This is a genomic window from Neobacillus sp. DY30 (genome assembly GCF_030123065.1).
GTDB lineage: Bacteria > Bacillota > Bacilli > Bacillales > Cytobacillaceae > Neobacillus.
Genome location: NZ_CP126093.1, coordinates 5463447 through 5480510, shown reverse-complemented (window position 1 = coordinate 5480510; position 17064 = coordinate 5463447). Strand labels below are relative to the sequence as shown.

General features: G+C 39.5%; 13 protein-coding genes and 1 pseudogene. 12 read left to right on the top strand and 2 right to left on the bottom strand.

The window, feature by feature from the left end:
* Positions 1 to 16: 16 nt before the first annotated feature.
* Entirely contained in the window at positions 17 to 1390 is a 1374-nt protein-coding gene (locus QNH29_RS27040; protein ID WP_283862346.1) for a sigma-54 interaction domain-containing protein, read from the bottom strand.
* Between the two features lie 235 nt (positions 1391 to 1625).
* Here QNH29_RS27040 and QNH29_RS27035 point away from each other — a divergent pair, with 235 nt between their 5' ends.
* The 7 genes from QNH29_RS27035 (at position 1626) to QNH29_RS27005 (ending at position 10071) form a co-directional block, all read left to right on the top strand.
* A complete protein-coding gene (locus QNH29_RS27035; protein WP_283862345.1) occupies positions 1626 to 2651 on the top strand; it encodes an NAD(P)/FAD-dependent oxidoreductase in 1026 nt (341 codons plus the stop codon).
* A gap of 33 nt (positions 2652 to 2684) precedes the next feature.
* Positions 2685 to 3767: an aromatic ring-hydroxylating oxygenase subunit alpha gene (locus tag QNH29_RS27030; protein ID WP_283862344.1), complete on the top strand. Its 1083-nt coding sequence runs from the start codon at positions 2685 to 2687 to the stop codon at positions 3765 to 3767.
* Positions 3760 to 5211, top strand: a complete 1452-nt coding sequence (locus QNH29_RS27025; RefSeq protein WP_283862343.1) for an aldehyde dehydrogenase family protein — start codon at positions 3760 to 3762, stop codon at positions 5209 to 5211. Before QNH29_RS27030 ends, QNH29_RS27025 begins: the two co-directional genes overlap by 8 nt.
* Positions 5212 to 5237: 26 nt before the next feature.
* Positions 5238 to 6329 carry a tartrate dehydrogenase gene (locus QNH29_RS27020; RefSeq protein ID WP_283862342.1) on the top strand — a complete coding sequence of 364 codons (1092 nt, stop codon included), beginning with the start codon at positions 5238 to 5240 and terminating at the stop codon, positions 6327 to 6329.
* Positions 6330 to 6478: 149 nt separating this feature from the next.
* Positions 6479 to 8020 (top strand): BCCT family transporter, encoded by a 1542-nt coding sequence (locus QNH29_RS27015; RefSeq protein WP_283862341.1) that lies wholly within the window; start codon positions 6479 to 6481, stop codon positions 8018 to 8020.
* 206 nt (positions 8021 to 8226) lie between these two features.
* Positions 8227 to 9048: a hypothetical protein gene (locus tag QNH29_RS27010; RefSeq protein ID WP_283862340.1), complete on the top strand. Its 822-nt coding sequence runs from the start codon at positions 8227 to 8229 to the stop codon at positions 9046 to 9048.
* 39 nt (positions 9049 to 9087) lie between these two features.
* Positions 9088 to 10071, top strand: coding sequence for a hypothetical protein (locus QNH29_RS27005; protein ID WP_283862339.1), 984 nt, complete (start codon positions 9088 to 9090; stop codon positions 10069 to 10071).
* A 106-nt stretch (positions 10072 to 10177) separates the two neighbouring features.
* Here the strand turns inward: QNH29_RS27005 and QNH29_RS27000 are convergent, their stop codons facing one another.
* Positions 10178 to 11380 (bottom strand): CynX/NimT family MFS transporter, encoded by a 1203-nt coding sequence (locus tag QNH29_RS27000; protein ID WP_283862338.1) that lies wholly within the window; start codon positions 11378 to 11380, stop codon positions 10178 to 10180.
* Between the two features lie 531 nt (positions 11381 to 11911).
* On the opposite strand from QNH29_RS27000, the gene bioW reads away from it, so the two are divergent.
* The 5 genes and pseudogenes from bioW to QNH29_RS26975 all read left to right on the top strand — a co-directional run bounded on the left by bioW (position 11912) and on the right by QNH29_RS26975 (position 16737).
* Positions 11912 to 12697 carry a 6-carboxyhexanoate--CoA ligase gene (gene bioW, locus QNH29_RS26995; protein WP_283862337.1) on the top strand — a complete coding sequence of 262 codons (786 nt, stop codon included), beginning with the start codon at positions 11912 to 11914 and terminating at the stop codon, positions 12695 to 12697.
* Positions 12678 to 14036, top strand: a complete 1359-nt coding sequence (gene bioA / locus QNH29_RS26990; RefSeq protein ID WP_283862336.1) for an adenosylmethionine--8-amino-7-oxononanoate transaminase — start codon at positions 12678 to 12680, stop codon at positions 14034 to 14036. Before bioW ends, bioA begins: the two co-directional genes overlap by 20 nt.
* A 64-nt stretch (positions 14037 to 14100) precedes the next feature.
* Positions 14101 to 14412, top strand: a pseudogene (bioD, locus tag QNH29_RS26985) (ATP-dependent dethiobiotin synthetase BioD); the annotation flags it as partial.
* Positions 14409 to 15416 carry a biotin synthase BioB gene (gene bioB, locus QNH29_RS26980; protein WP_283862335.1) on the top strand — a complete coding sequence of 336 codons (1008 nt, stop codon included), beginning with the start codon at positions 14409 to 14411 and terminating at the stop codon, positions 15414 to 15416. The pseudogene bioD and the gene bioB, both read left to right, overlap by 4 nt.
* Positions 15417 to 15510: 94 nt before the next feature.
* Positions 15511 to 16737 (top strand): cytochrome P450, encoded by a 1227-nt coding sequence (locus QNH29_RS26975; protein WP_481858762.1) that lies wholly within the window; start codon positions 15511 to 15513, stop codon positions 16735 to 16737.
* Positions 16738 to 17064 lie beyond the last annotated feature (327 nt).

Genomic DNA, 17064 nt, shown 5'->3' with positions numbered 1-17064 from the left:
TAAACCATTTCTTTTCTCAACCACTTACCAAATCTGAGCAATATTTTCTAATCAGACTTGAGGCTTTTGTTTGACTGATGCCGAGGTCGTTTGCCACCTTTCTAGAGGATTTGTGAGTTTGATAAGATCTTCTGACAAATATCCTTTTCGTTTCATCAAGAGCTTTATCCAATGAGGTAGGAAGAGCGAGTTGGGTAACTTGTCCCACATTGTCATGGATTATATCTGGTAAATCAGAGAGTTGAATAATAGAATCGCTGACAATCACTAAACGTTCCATTAAATTTTCAAGCTGACGGATATTTCCTGGCCATGAATAATGAAGAAGAACGTTTAGGCATTCTTGGGAGATCACTTTATTTTCATTATATTTTTGATTGAATTTATTTAAAAAGTTGTAAATAAGCGGAATGATATCTTCCTTTCTTTCGGATAGCGGGGGTAAATAAATATCAATCACATTCAAACGGTAAAATAAATCTTCCCGGAATTCTTTGTCTTTTACCATAACGGCTAAGTTTTTATTTGTTGCGGCCATGACTCGGATGTCGACTTTTTTAATCTTATTGCTTCCGACAGGGATAAACTGTTTTTCCTGAATGACCTGCAGGAGTTTTGCCTGCACCGTTAGAGGCATTTCCCCAATCTCATCTAAAAATATTGTCCCGCCATTTGCGGCTTCGATTAGCCCTTGTTTCCCCAATGTGCTTGCACCGGTAAAGGCACCTTTTGAATAGCCAAACAGCTCTGATTCTAATAACTCTTCGGGGATGGCCGCACAGTTGATGGCTAGGAAGGGTCCTTTATTACGATTGCTTATTTTATGGATATATTCAGCTAGTACGCTTTTTCCTGTTCCAGACTCCCCGAGAATAAGAATATTGGAATCTGTCGGAGCTACCTTTTTACAAAATTCTAAGATTCCTTTAATCTTACCGCTATTTGTCACAATTCGAGCTTCGGATTCCGACTCATGAGTGGATTTTGACTCATCTTTTTCTTCCTTTGCTCTCATCATTTTAATGGTTTGTACCTGAGTTGAGGTAATAACGACAAGCTCAATTTCCTTTTTATCATTTAATATTGGGACTGCAGATGTCATTAACTCTGCCCCAATATTTGTTACCTGCCTCATATAGCATGGTTCTTTTCTTCTATAAACCTCCGGTACAATCGAAGGCTTCCAATACCCTTTTTCAAACAGTTCGACATTAAATTTTCCAATGACATCTGTAGGTTTCAGCCCGTAGTGCTTCTCACAAACCTGATTGACATACAGAATTCGCTTTTCGCCATCAAGGACGAAGATTTCGTCAGATGAGTGATCAAGAATTTTTAATAGCGTTTGTACAGTCATTTCTACATTGCCTGTGTGAGTAGTTATTTTCATGAAAAAGCCCTCTCTTTATAAAAGTGAGTTATTTTTGGTTCGAGGTAATGTACTAATGAGTTCATTTTAACTCATTATTTTGTAATATTCAGCATATTTTTACTACTTTTACGTAAGTTTCATGGGTTTACAACATTGGCACAGTACTTGCATTAGAAAAGAATGAGTCACTCATTATTTTGTTTACTTGGTGAACTGTACAGGTTTTCCATAAAAAACAATAGGGAGGCAGGATATGGGGGAACAACTAGAAACGTTTGATATTACCATTATCGGAGGAGGACCGGTTGGTTTGTTTACCGCATTTTATGCGGGTATGCGCCAAGCTTCGGTGAAAATCATTGAAAGTCTGCCTCAATTAGGTGGACAGCTGTCCGCTTTGTACCCTGAAAAATATATTTATGATATTGCAGGGCTCCCAAAGGTGAGAGCAGGTGAGCTTATCGACAATTTAATTGAGCAGATGAATCAGTTTAAACCGGCCGTTTGCTTAGAGGAATCAGTGGAGAGTATCACCCGTCTTGGGGATCAGTCATTTGCCATCTTAACGAACAAAGAAACTCATTATACGAAAGCAGTCATTATTACTGCCGGAAATGGTGCCTTCCAGCCGCGGAAGCTGAAATTAAATGGTGAAGACAAATTTGCAAATGTTAACCTTCACTATTCTGTTCAGGATATGAACCGATTTGCCGGGCGAAAAGTCGTCGTATTTGGCGGCGGCGACTCTGCGGTTGATTGGGCATTAATGCTAGAACCGATAGCGGAAAAGGTCTCATTAATTCATCGAAGAGATGCGTTCCGTGCGCATGAACACAGTGTTGAATTATTGAAAAAGTCTAAAGTAGAGATTTTAACACCGTATGTACCCATCGAACTAATTGGAGAAAACAAGGTAGAAAAGGTCGTTTTAACTGAAGCCAATAGCGGCGGGCAGCTTGAAATTGAAGTGGATGATGTCCTTGTCAATTACGGATTTGTCTCATCCATCGGCCCAATAAAAGAGTGGGGCTTGGAAATTGAAAAAAATTCAATCGTGGTCAATTCCCAAATGGAAACGTCTATCAAAGGGATTTATGCTGCTGGGGATATTTGCACCTATAAAGGAAAAGTGAAGCTTATTGCGAGTGGTTTCGGTGAAGCACCGACTGCGGTAAGTAATGCAAAGGTCTACCTTGATCCAACTTCAAAAGTGCAGCCGATTCATAGTACGAGCATGATGGAGAAAAAAGACAAAAGTGCTTCAGCTGTTTCTAGTTAGAAAAAATTTTATTCATTTATGGGGGAGAAAATAATGGCTTATAACAAAGTACAAAACGCAACGAACCGTACATTCGAAAGAACATTACCATATGACAAATATACAGACCCTAAAGTGTTAGAAAAAGAAATGGATGTTGTTTTCTCAAAATCATGGCAGCTTGTGGGTCATGTCAGTCAAGTAGAAAAGCCAGGGGACTTTTTTACAGTTGATGTAGCAGGAGAGCCGATTATTGTAAACCGCGGAAAAGATGAAGTAATACGTGCATTTTATAATGTTTGTCCGCATCGTGCGACAAAGCTTGAAAGAACAGAGGCTGGAAACAAGAAAATTCTTCAATGCGGCTATCATGGATGGACCTTCAAGCTGGATGGTCAGTTGAATAAAGCTCCTAACTTTCGAGGAGAAGATGCGGCTTGTGTGAAGGATGCTTGTTTACGATCTGTTCGCATCGGGATTATGGAATCATTAATTTTTGTAAATCTTGATGATAATGCAAAACCGTTAAGCGAGTCATATGGCGATTTCTTTGAAAAATTGAGCAAGTTCCCATTCTTAAGTGAGTTAAAAAGAACTCACCAAAGAACGCGTGTTGTAAAAGCAAACTGGAAAGCGTATATTGACAACTACTTGGAGTGTGACCATTGCCATGTTGCCCATCCAGGTTTCGTTGCAGCCCTGGATATGAATAACTATCAAATCATCACCTGTGACAATTATTCGATTCAAGGTACGATTGTGAAACCAGATAAAAAATATGGAGAGGTAAATCTAGATGAAGCCGAAATGCAAGGCGGTTCATTCTACTGGCTGTGGCCAAATTTAATGGTAACGATTTACCCGGGACCTGGTAATATGGCTACGATTCAAATGATTCCGATTGATCACGAAACATCTTTGGCTGTTTATACCTATTATTTCCGGGATGAAAACTTGACGCAAGACGAAAAAGACTTAGTGGCATTTGCAGAACAAGTTCGTCAGGAAGATATCGAACTTGTGGAGCTGGAGCAAATTGGTTTCCGTTCCCGTGCATTTAATAAAGGAAGATATTCATCATCAGAAAAAGCGATATTACAATTTCATGAAATGGTATTGGAGGCCCTCAATGAGTAAAAATGTGAGTGAATTACAGTCTGCGAAACAGTTCCTAATGATCAATGGTGAAAAAATAGAAACAGCGAAATACGCTCCACTCTTCTCCCCCTATTCAGGAGAGGAAATTGCCCAAATTGCGATGGCAGATAAAGCGCTTACTGCAAAAGCTATTGAGGCTGCCTACAACGCACGTGAAGTAATGGCGAAAATGCCGGCCTATAGGCGGGCAGAGATTTTGGAAAAAGTTGTTGCTCTTTTAAAAGAAAAAGCAGAGGAAGCGGCAGAAATCATTACACGTGAATCGGCAAAACCAATTATGTTCTCCAAAGCAGAGGTAGCAAGAACGATTGAAACGTATAAGTTTGCAGCGGAAGAAGCAAAACGAATTCATGGAGAAACCATTCCTTTCGATGCAGCAGCTGGCGGGGTTGGCCGTTTCGGATATACGGTAAGAGAACCGATTGGAGTAATCGGAGCGATCACGCCATTTAACTTTCCTATGAATCTAGTCGCACATAAAGTAGGTCCGGCGATTGCGGCAGGAAACACTATGGTCTTAAAGCCTGCTTCACAGACACCGCTTTCCGCCCTCTTTATTGCTGAACTCTTTGAAGAGGCAGGTCTTCCAGCCGGCGTATTAAATGTTGTGACGGGTCCTGGCGGTACAGTAGGCGAAGCGATTGTGGAAGATGACCGAGTGAATATGATTACCTTTACGGGGAGCCCGGGTGTAGGAATTGGTATCCGCAATAAAGCTGGACTAAAAAAGACAACATTGGAGCTTGGTTCAAATTCAGCGTTAATTATTGATAAAGACATTAAGATTGATGAAATTATCGACCGCTGTATTATGGGAGCTTTTTCTAACCAAGGTCAAGTATGTATTTCTTTACAGCGCGTTTATGCCCACGAAGAGGTTTATGAAGAATTTGTAACGAAATTCACAGCAGCGACAAAGCAATTGAAAATTGGTGACCCATTCGATCCAGAAACCTATATTTCAGCGTTAATTTCAAAAGGGGAAGCAGAGCGTGTATTAGGCTGGATTGAGGAAACAGAAGGTAGTACAGCAAACATCGCGGCCGGCGGAAAGCTGAAGGACGGTATTCTGGAGCCAACGATTATTACGGATGCGGACCACGATTTAAAGGTATCTTGTCAGGAAGCCTTTGCACCGGTTGTTGTTGTGAACAAAGTAAGGTCAGTAGAGGAAGCGGTTAAAGAGGTAAATCACTCCCGCTTTGGACTCCAGGCTGGCATTTATACAAATAGTGTGAAAAATGCTCTTTTTGCCTCACAGGAATTACACGTTGGCGGTGTTATTATAAATGATGTTCCCACCTATCGTGTTGATCAAATGCCATACGGCGGAGTAAAAGAAAGCGGTACTGGCCGTGAAGGCATTAAGTATGCAGTAGAAGAAATGACGGAAATGAAATTAGTCGTCTGGAATCATAGCTGATAGCTGAATAAAAGGGAGTAATCGTCATGAAAAAACTAAAAATTGCTGTTATTGCCGGTGATGGTGTCGGACCCGAAGTGATTGACGAGGGGATTAAAGTATTAAATAAAGTGGCTGAAATCGATTCAACCTTTCAATTTGATTTCACTTATTTTCCGTGGGGTTGTGAATTTTACACCAAGCATGGAAAAATGATGGATGATGATGGGATCGAGCAACTTAAAGCGTTTGACGCAATCTATTTGGGGGCAGTTGGTTTTCCTGGTGTCCCCGACCATATCTCGTTATGGGATTTATTGCTGAAAATCAGAAAAAGCTTTGATCAATATGTAAATATACGCCCGGTGACATTATTAAAAGGCGCAAAAACTGCTTTACAGGATGTCAAACGGGAAGATATCAATATGCTTTTCATCCGTGAAAACAGCGAAGGTGAATATTCCGGGGCTGGTGATTGGCTGTTTAAAGGGCAAGATCACGAAGTGGTGTTACAAAACAGTGTCTTTTCTAGAAAGGGAACAGAGCGAATTATTCGTTATGCCTTTGAAACGGCAAAAAAAGAAGGAAGAACCCTGACAAGTATATCGAAAGGAAACGCATTGAATTATTCGATGGTCTTTTGGGATCAGGTTTTTGAAGAAGTGAGTGCCGAATATCCTGAAGTGAAAACCGCTTCATACCTTGTCGACGCCGCCGCCATGCTGATGATCAAAGATCCGAAGCGATTTGAAGTTGTGGTCACCTCTAACTTGTTTGGTGATATTTTGACTGATTTAGGTGCAGCCATTGCCGGTGGAATTGGACTAGCTGCAGGGGCCAATATTAACCCTGAAAGAGACTATCCATCGATGTTTGAGCCGATACATGGTTCTGCACCTGATATCGCGGGACGAGGTATCGCGAATCCATTAGCCACGATTTGGTCCGCAAGTCAAATGCTCGACTTTTTCGGCTATGAAGAATATGGAAAACTAGTACTTGAGGCCATTCAGCAGCTTTTGGTAGAAGGCCAAGTCCTTACACCAGATATGAATGGAACATCTTCTACGAGTGAAGTAGCCGACAGGATTATTGAAATTATTGCTTCAACTGTTTCTTCAAATAGGTTAAACGTGTAAAAAAATGTATGGTATCATATGAAGGAGCTTTCCTTCATGTGGTATCATATTGACTTAAAAATTCACAATATTCCTGAAATAATATATGTGTTTTTTTATCCACCTTAGTAATCGCTTACATTTTGAATCTATTAAAAAGGAGTGTTGGTATGAACGGTAAGAGAACCGTATTCTATGTCTCGTTAGCTATTAGTTTAGCTTTAATCAGTGTTGGTATATTTGCACCAAAGCAGTTAGAGAATTTCTCCAACTCATCTCTAAGTTTTATTTATAATAATTTAGGCTGGTTTATTCTCGGCAGTGTTTTTATCTTCTTTTCTTTTTGTATGTATATTGGGATTTCGAAGTTTGGACATATTCGATTAGGTGATGATTCTGATCGCCCTGAATTTAAAACGAGTACGTGGATTGCCATGCTTTTCAGTGCTTCCATCGGGATTAGTCTTGTGTTTTGGGGAGTTGCCGAACCACTATCCTACTATATTGATCCTCCGTTCGGAAAGGCATCCTCCGAGGAATCAGCAAAGCTCGCTATGCAATTTGTCTATCTGCACTGGGGTGTTTCTGCCTGGGCATGCTATGGCGTTGTAGGAGTTTCTCTAGCATTCTTCCAATTTAGAAAAAAATTGCCCGCTTCCTTGAGTTCCGTTTTTCACCCACTATTAGGAGACAAAATTAAAGGCAGATTCGGAAAGTTTATTGATATCATTGTTATCCTTTCAATTGTTATTGGAATTGCTACGTCCCTAGGCTTTGGAACCTTACAAGTGAATAGCGGGATGAATTATCTTTGGGGAATTCCAGTTGGTTTTCTCTCTCAAGTAACCATCATTGCTGTCGTAACCGTACTTTATCTTGGCTCAACGGTTTCAGGGCTGCAAAGCGGTATGAAACATTTATCCAATCTGAATATGGTGTTAGCGTTTCTTCTATTAGCTTTTATGCTCCTACTTGGACCAACGCAATCAATCTTAAAGATCTTCTTCCAAGGCGTGGGTGATTATGCGCAAAACTTTATCAGTATGTCATTCAGACTCGAGCCATATAGTGATGATTCATGGATTGGAAGCTGGACACTCTTCTATTTTGGCTGGTGGATCGCTTGGGCACCGCTGGTAGGAAGTTTTGTGGCGAGGATTTCGAAAGGGAGAACGATCAAAGAATTTATGATGGGGGCTATTTTTATTCCTGTTCTTGGTTCCTTTTTATGGTTTGCCGTTATGGGAGGCTCGGCGCTAGATCTTATCCAAAATCAAGGTCAAACAGCAATCGCAGAGGCTGTTTCTGCAGACGTCACATCTGCCCTGTTTAAATTTTTTGAGCACTTCCCAATGAGTACATTTTTAAGTGTTTTAGCCATGATCCTTGTGCTTATTTTCTTCATTACCTCTGCGGATTCGGCCATTTTTGTACTTGGGATGATTAGTGAAAATGGTAATCCTAATCCTACTAATACAACCAAAATCATTTGGGGTGTTGTCATCGCAGCAGTTTCCGCTGTCTTAATTATGACGGGTGGTTTATCGGGCCTACAGTCAGCACTCGTCGCAACATCCATACCATTAGCCATTCTTATGTTATTTATGTGTTATTCTACCTATAAAGGGCTGACAAATGAACTAAAGATCATTTCAGCAAAAAAGAAACAAGCAGTCCCTTCAAAGAGTAAAATTATTTCCAAAGAAGCTTAGGGAATAAATAGTTCAATTATCTATTAACAAGCCCAACGTATAGGATATTACGTTGGGTTTTTTATTATTACTAGTGTTAAAAATTACCCATAATAGCAGGGGGAATTGGGAGAAAAGAATTGTTTTTAAGGTTAAACGACAAAAAATGACCCTCTGACTCGAATCTTGTCCTTGAACGAAAAGATTCATGGAAAGGGGGTGAAAATGTGCACTTCCGCCAATATTTTATAGCAGCTCTGCTAGTTGGTGCGGCGATGTTTTTTCCAGACAATGCTTTTGCTGAGAAGAATGAACTTCGTCCTCAAAAGGGACAAGCTCCAACTTCGATTCCGGAACACGCTGCAATACCAATACCGGCACCTAAATCAGAACCTATAACCATTACAGAACCAGCAAAGTCTGAAGAGGCGAAATCGCAGAGCAAGACGATTCCGGAACATGCTCGTGATAACCAAATACAAGCAAAACAGGTCCCAACCCAAATAACACCAAATCAGTCTGTGTTGAAAAAAAGTTTGCCAGAGCAGGCAAATGAAAACGCAAAGCCTGAGGTAAAGAAGGCTAAGAAGGTGGTTCAGGACAATGTCCCTAAACAAAAAGAGGCTATCCGGGTAAATCGTACAGTAGAAAAGCTGAATCCTAAAAATTCTATCCAAGATACTAACCGTAAAGTAAATAATAGTGTCTATTTGCAGGATGAAGACTTAGACATTACAACATCAAAATCTGTTGTACAGGAGCCGAAGAAAGATCCTGACAGCAAGGAAGAGATACCTAAGGTGAACCAAGTGCTGAATCAAATACAGAGAAGCAGCACTTCAGGGGGTCAAGCAAATGATCGGGTTAATCATGGGGTAAATAATGTTAGCTTTTTGGATAAATGGTTTGAATGGAATCATTCTTTTGATATCAAACTTGTCCAGCCGTACCTTTCCCGGCAAGCCTTAATGAATACTCAATGGGTGAATGCTCCGCCATCACCACCGCCGCAGGCAGCTCCTTTATTACCCAATGTCACCCGCAGCTAAAAGCCACGGATCATGATAATAAAAGGAGCGAATTAAAAAATGAAACATTACTTAAACCCTAATAAAGTTGCTAAATCTTTCGTACTGGCAGGAGCATTATCGTTTGGAATTTTTGCTGGAGGTCAATTTACACTAGCAGCAGGTCCAGATCATGCTAAAGCTGAAAAAACAGTTCAAGTGAAACCATCCAATCATGTAAAGGCTAATGTGAATGTTAAGCCAGTTGTTCCGGCAGCACCCGCTGTGAAGGCAAAGGATGACGTGAAGCCTAATAAAGAACAGGCTAGTAAGTCGCAGGCGAGCGTACATGCAAGTGAAACAGCAAAAATGCATGCAGCAGCTAATTCAGCTGTTCATGGTAAGGGAGAAAAAGCTGAAGATGTGGTTGTGGAAAAGGAAGTAAAGGAAGAAGTACAGGTTGAGGAAACAACACCTGTCATTGAACTTGAACCCGAAGTTGCAACTGAGGAAACGAACGTAGATGCAGATTCTGAATCGAAAGAAGCAGTTGACGTTGATAACGATGTAGCTGCGAAAACGGAAGATGAGGATAACGCGGCAAAAGAAGATACAGATACTGAATCTGACTCAGCTGTAAGAACTGAAGATGAAGAAGATGAGGATGAAGAATCACAAAACATCGATTTTGAAACAGACGCAATCGTTAAAACTAAAGATGACGAAGAAGCTGAAGTTGTTGAAGAAGAGGAAGAAAAGTTAAACCCATCTGCAGCAAATAAAGCAAAGTCTAACGCAAGTGTAAAAGCAAGCGAAACTGCTAAGGCGCATGCAGCAGATAATTCGGCTGTCCTTGCAGTAGCTGAAGAAATCACTGAAGAAGTATCTGCTGAAGAAACAGTTGAAGTAGAAACTGAAGTTGAATCTGAAGAGGCTGCAGAAGAAGTTGTTGCTGATGAAGAAACAGTTGAAGTTGAAACGGAAACAGAAGAAACGGAAGTAGTTGAAGAAGAAGAAGCAGTAACTGTAGAAGAAGCTGTTGTTGAAATTGACTTAAAAAATTAATGTCATTTTCATTAGGACCGAAGGATTATTCCTTCGGTTTTTTTGCATTTTCATCTAATTAACAAGAAAACGATTCGCCTCCACGCGAATCGTTTCATTTTGTATTTTATACATACCTATTGCGACCAGACAGCATTCCAAAAATCATAACCATCACTGAAACGGCAATAAGAGTTATGAGTGGGACTGTCCACAAATGCGCCATATCATATAAATAGCCAATAACCAATGGCCCTATTGCTGCAAGGATGTAACCGGTAGATTGCGCCATTCCAGATAACTCTGCTGCCTGGTTGGCATTCCGCGCGCGAAGACCAATATAGCTTAGTGCCAACGGAAAGGCGCCACCCAATGCGAAACCGATTAAAGCAATACTTACAATTAAAATGGGAAAGCTTGTGCCTAACAGCAACCCACTATAACCGACAATTGAGCACAACCCTAACATGAATGCAATCCAAACTTGTGATTGAGCACGTCCTGCGAGAACTGGAATGAAGAAACTAGCGGGCAATCCTACCAATTGAGTAAAGGAAAGCAGCCAACCTGCTGTTCCCATACTCAGTCCATGACTTTGTAAGATTTCAGGAAGCCATGAAATGGTTACATAAAATAAAAAGGACTGAAATCCCATAAAAATAGCAATTTGCCATGCTAGCGGTGTACGCCACATTCTATTAGAGGCTGAACGGTCCCTCTGTTGTATACTGCCAGAATCCCTTAAATTATACTTACGAAGGGGGACCCACACCAGAATTGCTACTACCACCGGGATCGCCCAGACAATTTGGGCTCCCTGCCATCCTAGGTGTAAATCCATTGCTAATGGAACACTAATTCCTGATGCTAGAGATGCGATTAATCCCATAGATGTTGAATAAACACTAGTCATTAACCCGAATTTTTCTGGAAACTTATCCTTCACAACAGCCGGCAGCAGAACATTTCCAATTGCAATCCCCAATCCAGCCAAAAGTGTTCCGGTGAAAAGGAAAAAAGTCATCGGGATTGACCGTATGGTAATACCGATGAAAAGCGATAGTAAACCAATAATTAAAGTCAATTCGTTTGTAAGCCTATTTGCTATTTTAGGAACGAGCGGAGACATGACCGCGAAAACCACTAAGGGTAAACTCATCAATAAACCTGCACTCCAATGGGCAAGTCCCACGTCCTCCTGAATCATACCCACCAACGGTCCGAGGGATGTAATCGCTGGTCGGAGATTAAAGGCAATAAGGACAATCCCCACGATAAAAAGATATATATAAGTTGATTTTGTATTTGCTTTAGATTCTAAAAACTCCAAAAAAGCAACTCCTCTCAAAAGAACAAACCTTCTAAATTATAACATAATCGAGGAATTCCCGTTCATCACATTGATTTTTTCACCGAACAAGGTAACAATGATTTGCACTAGGTACTTTTCCAATAGCGTGCGGAGAGTCCAGTCGGATTGAAACAATACAAAAAGACTGACTTAAAAAGAGTTGTTATTCAACTTCCTTTTGAGTCAGCCTCTTTTTTTATCTTTTTTGAGTTATATAGAGTAATTCCAGTTTAAAAAATTGGTTGAAAACAACTTTAAAGAATTAGTTGATAGCTTTCTTCTTAAAGAAGATCACGATGAAGATACTTTGTTCTAAATTACATAGACTCAGAAATAACTGAAAGGACTAGCAGATTCCTAAGATAAAAAACACAAATGAATTGACAGAATTAATGAACACTATTAACATCCTATATGTTAACGTATTTTATAATTTGGTTAACATATAGGAGGTTTGTGGTAAAATATTGGAATTATTTTAATTAAATTACCAGGAAGAGGACAGATGGTATGGAAGCCGAAAAGTATTATAGCGTTAGAATGAGAGCTGCCAAGAATGGATCACATGAACATGGGGGAAAGCATATATCTGGCGGGGAACTACTATCAACCTATAGCCATATGAAACAAGCAGTGAATGATTTACTGGAAAAAGGTATACATCATTCAAGAGGAAATCCGGATTTTATGCAGATTCAATTTGAATTGATTGAAGAGCCTATTAAACTTATAAAGCCATTACAGGTTGCGACAAATATAGTGGAATCAGTAGATATGGGACAAGAATTGTGTAGAAAGCTTTTGGAGAAGGCTGGCATCAAAAGGCAGGTTATTGAAAAAGCCTATCAACATATGACTGAATATTCAATAATTAGGGGTGCTATATTAATTGATGTTCATTCAGGTGAACGTTTTGATGATCGGAATGATAAAGGCGTGCGTGTTTCCAGAATGGACTGGTTGAACACTAATTTTGAAAAATGGGCTGACTACTACAAGATGCCTAAAAACTCCAGAATTAAGGAGGCACTAGTCCTTGCAACAAAGGTATGTGAGCATCCAGCTACTGTCGCGGAATTATGTTGGTCAGATGATCCTGAATACATAACAGGGTATGTTGCAACTAAAAGGCTAGGCTATCAACGGATTACTAAGCTAAAAGAATACGGAGATGAACGAGGCTGTCGGATTTTTTTTGTTGATTGCTTAAGAAATCCGAATTCATACATACACTACTTAGAAAAACAGCCCGTCTTCATACAATGGGAGGAAGAAAATGACACAAGAATTAATTGAAAAAAGTAAAAAGCATCTTTGGCTGCCTTTCACGCAAATGAAAGATTACGATGAAAATCCTTTGATTATTGAGAGTGGAAAAGGAATTAAAGTGAAAGACATTGATGGTAAGGAATATTACGATGGCTTTTCTTCTGTTTGGCTTAATGTACATGGACACAGAAAAAAGGAATTAGATGACGCAATTACAAAACAACTTGGAAAAATTGCGCACTCAACCTTATTGGGTATGACCAATGTGCCAGCAACAGAGCTTGCTGAAAAACTAATTAAAATAAGTCCTGAAAAGCTGACACGTGTCTTTTATTCAGATAGTGGAGCAGAAGCGATGGAAATTGCTCTTAAGATGGCTTTTCAATATTGGAAGAACATCGGTAAGCCAGAGAAACAAAAATTTATCTCCATGCAAAATGGCTACCATGGCGATACGATTGGTGCTGTAAGTGTCGGTTCGATTGCGCTATACCATCAAGTATACGGCCCATTAATGTTTGAGAGTTGTAAGGCACCCATTCCTTATGTATATCGTTTTGAGAGTGGTGATCCGGCCCAGTGCCGCGATGAATGTTTAAATACGCTTGAACAGTTACTGATTGAAAATCATCGAGAAATCGCTGCACTTACAATTGAATCGATTGTCCAAGGAGCAGGAGGCATAATTAGGATGCCAGAAGGGTTTTTGACCGGTGTACGTGAGCTTTGTACAAAATATGGTGTCTTACTGATTGTAGATGAAGTGGCAACGGGTTTTGGCCGCACCGGAAAAATGTTTGCATGTGAACATGAAAGTGTCCAGCCAGACATTATGGCAATCGGGAAAGGAATTACAGGAGGCTATTTGCCCATTGCTGCTACATTAACAACCGAGGAAATCTACATGGCATTTTATGATGACTATCAAAAGTTAAAAACGTTGTTCCATGGTCATTCTTATACGGGAAATCAGCTAGGATGTGCCGTTGCACTTGAAAATTTACGTTTGTTTGAATCTGAAAAAATCGTAGAACAGGTAGCCAACAATTCAGAGTACCTTCATTTACTCCTTAATGAGCTGCAATCACTCCCACACGTAGGAGACATCAGACAACTTGGTTTTATGTGTGGAATCGAGCTTGTTCACTCAAAGGAAACAAAGGAGCCTTATCCTGCTGAAAAACGAGTAGGTTTTCAGGTTACCCTGAAAATGAGAGAGCTAGGTATGCTAACAAGATCATTGGGTGATGTCATTGTGTTTATGCCTCCGCTCGTTAGTACAAGGGATGACCTGAGAGCCATGGTTATGATCATGAAAGAAGCAATCAGTGAAGTAACAAATGGGGTAAGATTTGTTGAAGTTTGATGGATGGTTACGTCATCGCTTAGACAAGACGAAAGAGGCTGGCTTGAATCGAAAGGTACGAACGATGAAAGCTTTAGAGCTGCCAATTGTTATTGTAGCTCGACCTAATCTAGGTACCATCAATCATACTTTTTTAACCGTCCAATATGCAAAAAGTATAGGACTTAGGATTGCCGGAATTGTAATCAACGGCATAAGTCATCATCCTGACCTTGCCGAAATAACAAACCCGAAACTAATCGAAGAGTTATGTGGAGTCCCTATATTAGGAATAACCCCTAAACTTAAAGAAATAACACATGAAAACATTAAAAATATCGTAAAGGGTCACATCGATATGACATTATTAATAAATCAGATGGAGGTAGGAAGATGAATCAATGGATGGAACTTGCTGGTCAAGTGTTAGGTGGGATAGAAGTATCAAATGAGGAAGCCCTGTCAATCTTAGAATGTCCAGATGATGACGTATTGTTGCTCATGCATGCTGCTTTTCAAATAAGAAAGCGTGTTTATGGAAAAAAAGTAAAGCTTAATATGATCATGAATGCAAAGTCTGGACTTTGTCCGGAGAACTGTGGCTATTGCTCTCAATCTTCTATTTCGACAGCACCGATTAACTCTTACAGAATGGTAAACAAGGACACCATTTTAGAAGGAGCAAAGCGTGCACATGATTTAAATATAGGAACCTATTGTATTGTTGCAAGTGGTAGAGGGCCATCTAATCGAGAAGTTGATCAAGTGGTTGAAGCGGTAAAGGAAATCAAGGACTCATATGGATTAAAAGTTTGTGCCTGTCTTGGTCTGTTAAAGCCGGAACAAGCTCAGCGACTAAAGGAAGCCGGGGTAGATCGGTACAATCATAATATCAATACCTCATCAGGCAACCATGCAAATATTACCACTTCACATACGTATGATGATCGAGTCAATACGGTAGAAATGGTAAAAGAATCAGGAATGTCTCCATGTTCTGGTGTCATTATAGGGATGAAGGAAACAAAGCAGGATGTGGTCGATATGGCTAACAGCTTAAAAGCCCTTGATGCAGATTCCATCCCTATAAATTTTTTACACGCCATTGATGGTACTCCACTAGAAGGAGTAAAAGAATTAAATCCAATTTACTGTTTAAAAGTCTTGGCATTATTTCGTTTTATCAATCCAACAAAGGAAATTCGAATTTCAGGCGGCCGAGAAGTCAACCTACGTTCACTACAACCATTAGGACTATATGCAGCAAATTCCATCTTTGTCGGAGATTACTTAACAACAGCAGGGCAAGCGGAAAGTGAAGATCACAAAATGTTAGTTGATTTAGGATTTGAGGTTGAGTCGGTAGAAGAAATGAAAGCTAGTCTAGCAGGGGAAAATTAATAAAAAGAGTTTCCAAGAGTTTTCTATAGATGTATTTATTATTATGGTCGCATCTATTGAAAACGAATAGGATTGAATTTGTAGGGGGCATGAAATGAAGAATGTTTTAAATGAACATTTAGAAGAAATGATAACCAGACCATTTTCGCTTACTTCTCATGAATTTTTAAGAAATCCTTATCCTTATTATGATAAGCTGCGGTCCGTTAATCCTATCTACTGGGGGAATTCAGTAAAATATCCAGGATGGTATGTAACCGGATATGAAGAGGCAGTAGCGATCCTTAAAGATGCCCGATTTCAAAATCGTATTCCTTTACCACAGACATCAAAAAAGTATGAGCATCTTAAAAATATACAGAATGACATGATGCTTTTTAAGAATCAGCCTGATCATAAGCGGTTACGAATGCTCGTAAGTAATGTATTTACTCCAAGTGTTATTGAAGCTTATCGTCCTTATATAGAACAAACTGTTAATGAGCTACTGAATAAGGTGGAGAATAAGAAAGGAATGGATGTTGTTTCAGATTATGCGTTTCCTTTAGCCAGCCTCATTATAGCTAAAATTTTAGGAGTTCCAGCGGAGGAAAGGAATCAATTTAGAGAATGGGCTGTAACCTTAATTCAAACAATAGATTTTACTCGAACGAGAATGGGATTAGCAAATGGTAACGATACGATTAGAAGGTTACTAGATTATTTTAGAGAGCTGATTACAAAGCGGAAACATAACCCTCAATATGACCTGATTAGCATGTTAATTAAAGAGGAACAGCAGGGTGACAAGTTAACAGAAGAAGAATTACTGTCAACTTGTATTTTACTTGTTATTGCTGGACATGAAACAACCGTAAATCTCATTAGCAATTCGGTCCTTTCCTTATTAAATCACCCTGAGCAATTAGTGGAGCTAAAGCAAAGACCATCGCTAATTGAAAGGGCAGTTGAGGAGTTTTTACGCTATGAGAGCCCAACCCAGATGACAGCTCGCCTTGCATCAGAAGATATTGAATTTAATGGGACGACCATAAAAAAAGGTGAACAAGTATATATCCTTTTAGGAGCTGCCAATCGAGATCCGAAAAAATTCTTTCATGCTAATGTGCTTGATATAACTAGGAATCCTAATCCTCATATTGCCTTTGGATATGGTGTTCATTTCTGTTTAGGTTCCTCATTAGCCCGATTAGAAGCACAAATTGCTATTCATACACTCGTACAGCGATTGCCCAACCTTCAAATTGCTACTCCTTACCTACAATGGAGAAAACTTACAGGTTTTCGATCGCTAAAAGAACTGCCAATTACTTTTACCTAAGGTTGAATATAGAATCTGTTTTATTTTGAAATTCTTAATGGAAAAACCAAAATAACCAAACAATGTTCGGTTATTTTGGTTTTTTACGGATCTTCAATTTCACTAAACTTCACTATACATCTTAGAAAACCAACTCAATATTAAAATCAATCAAGTGAAACTTCAAAACTCTGTAAAGCTAAAATATAGATGATGGTTTATCCAATAATAACTACCTATACTTAAATATTTCCTCTGAATTCAAGCGTTTCATTTCATAAAAAAATACTTGAATGAATTTTTTTGTATTTACTCGAGTTTGAGTTGCATGTATAGTTTTATTTTTTT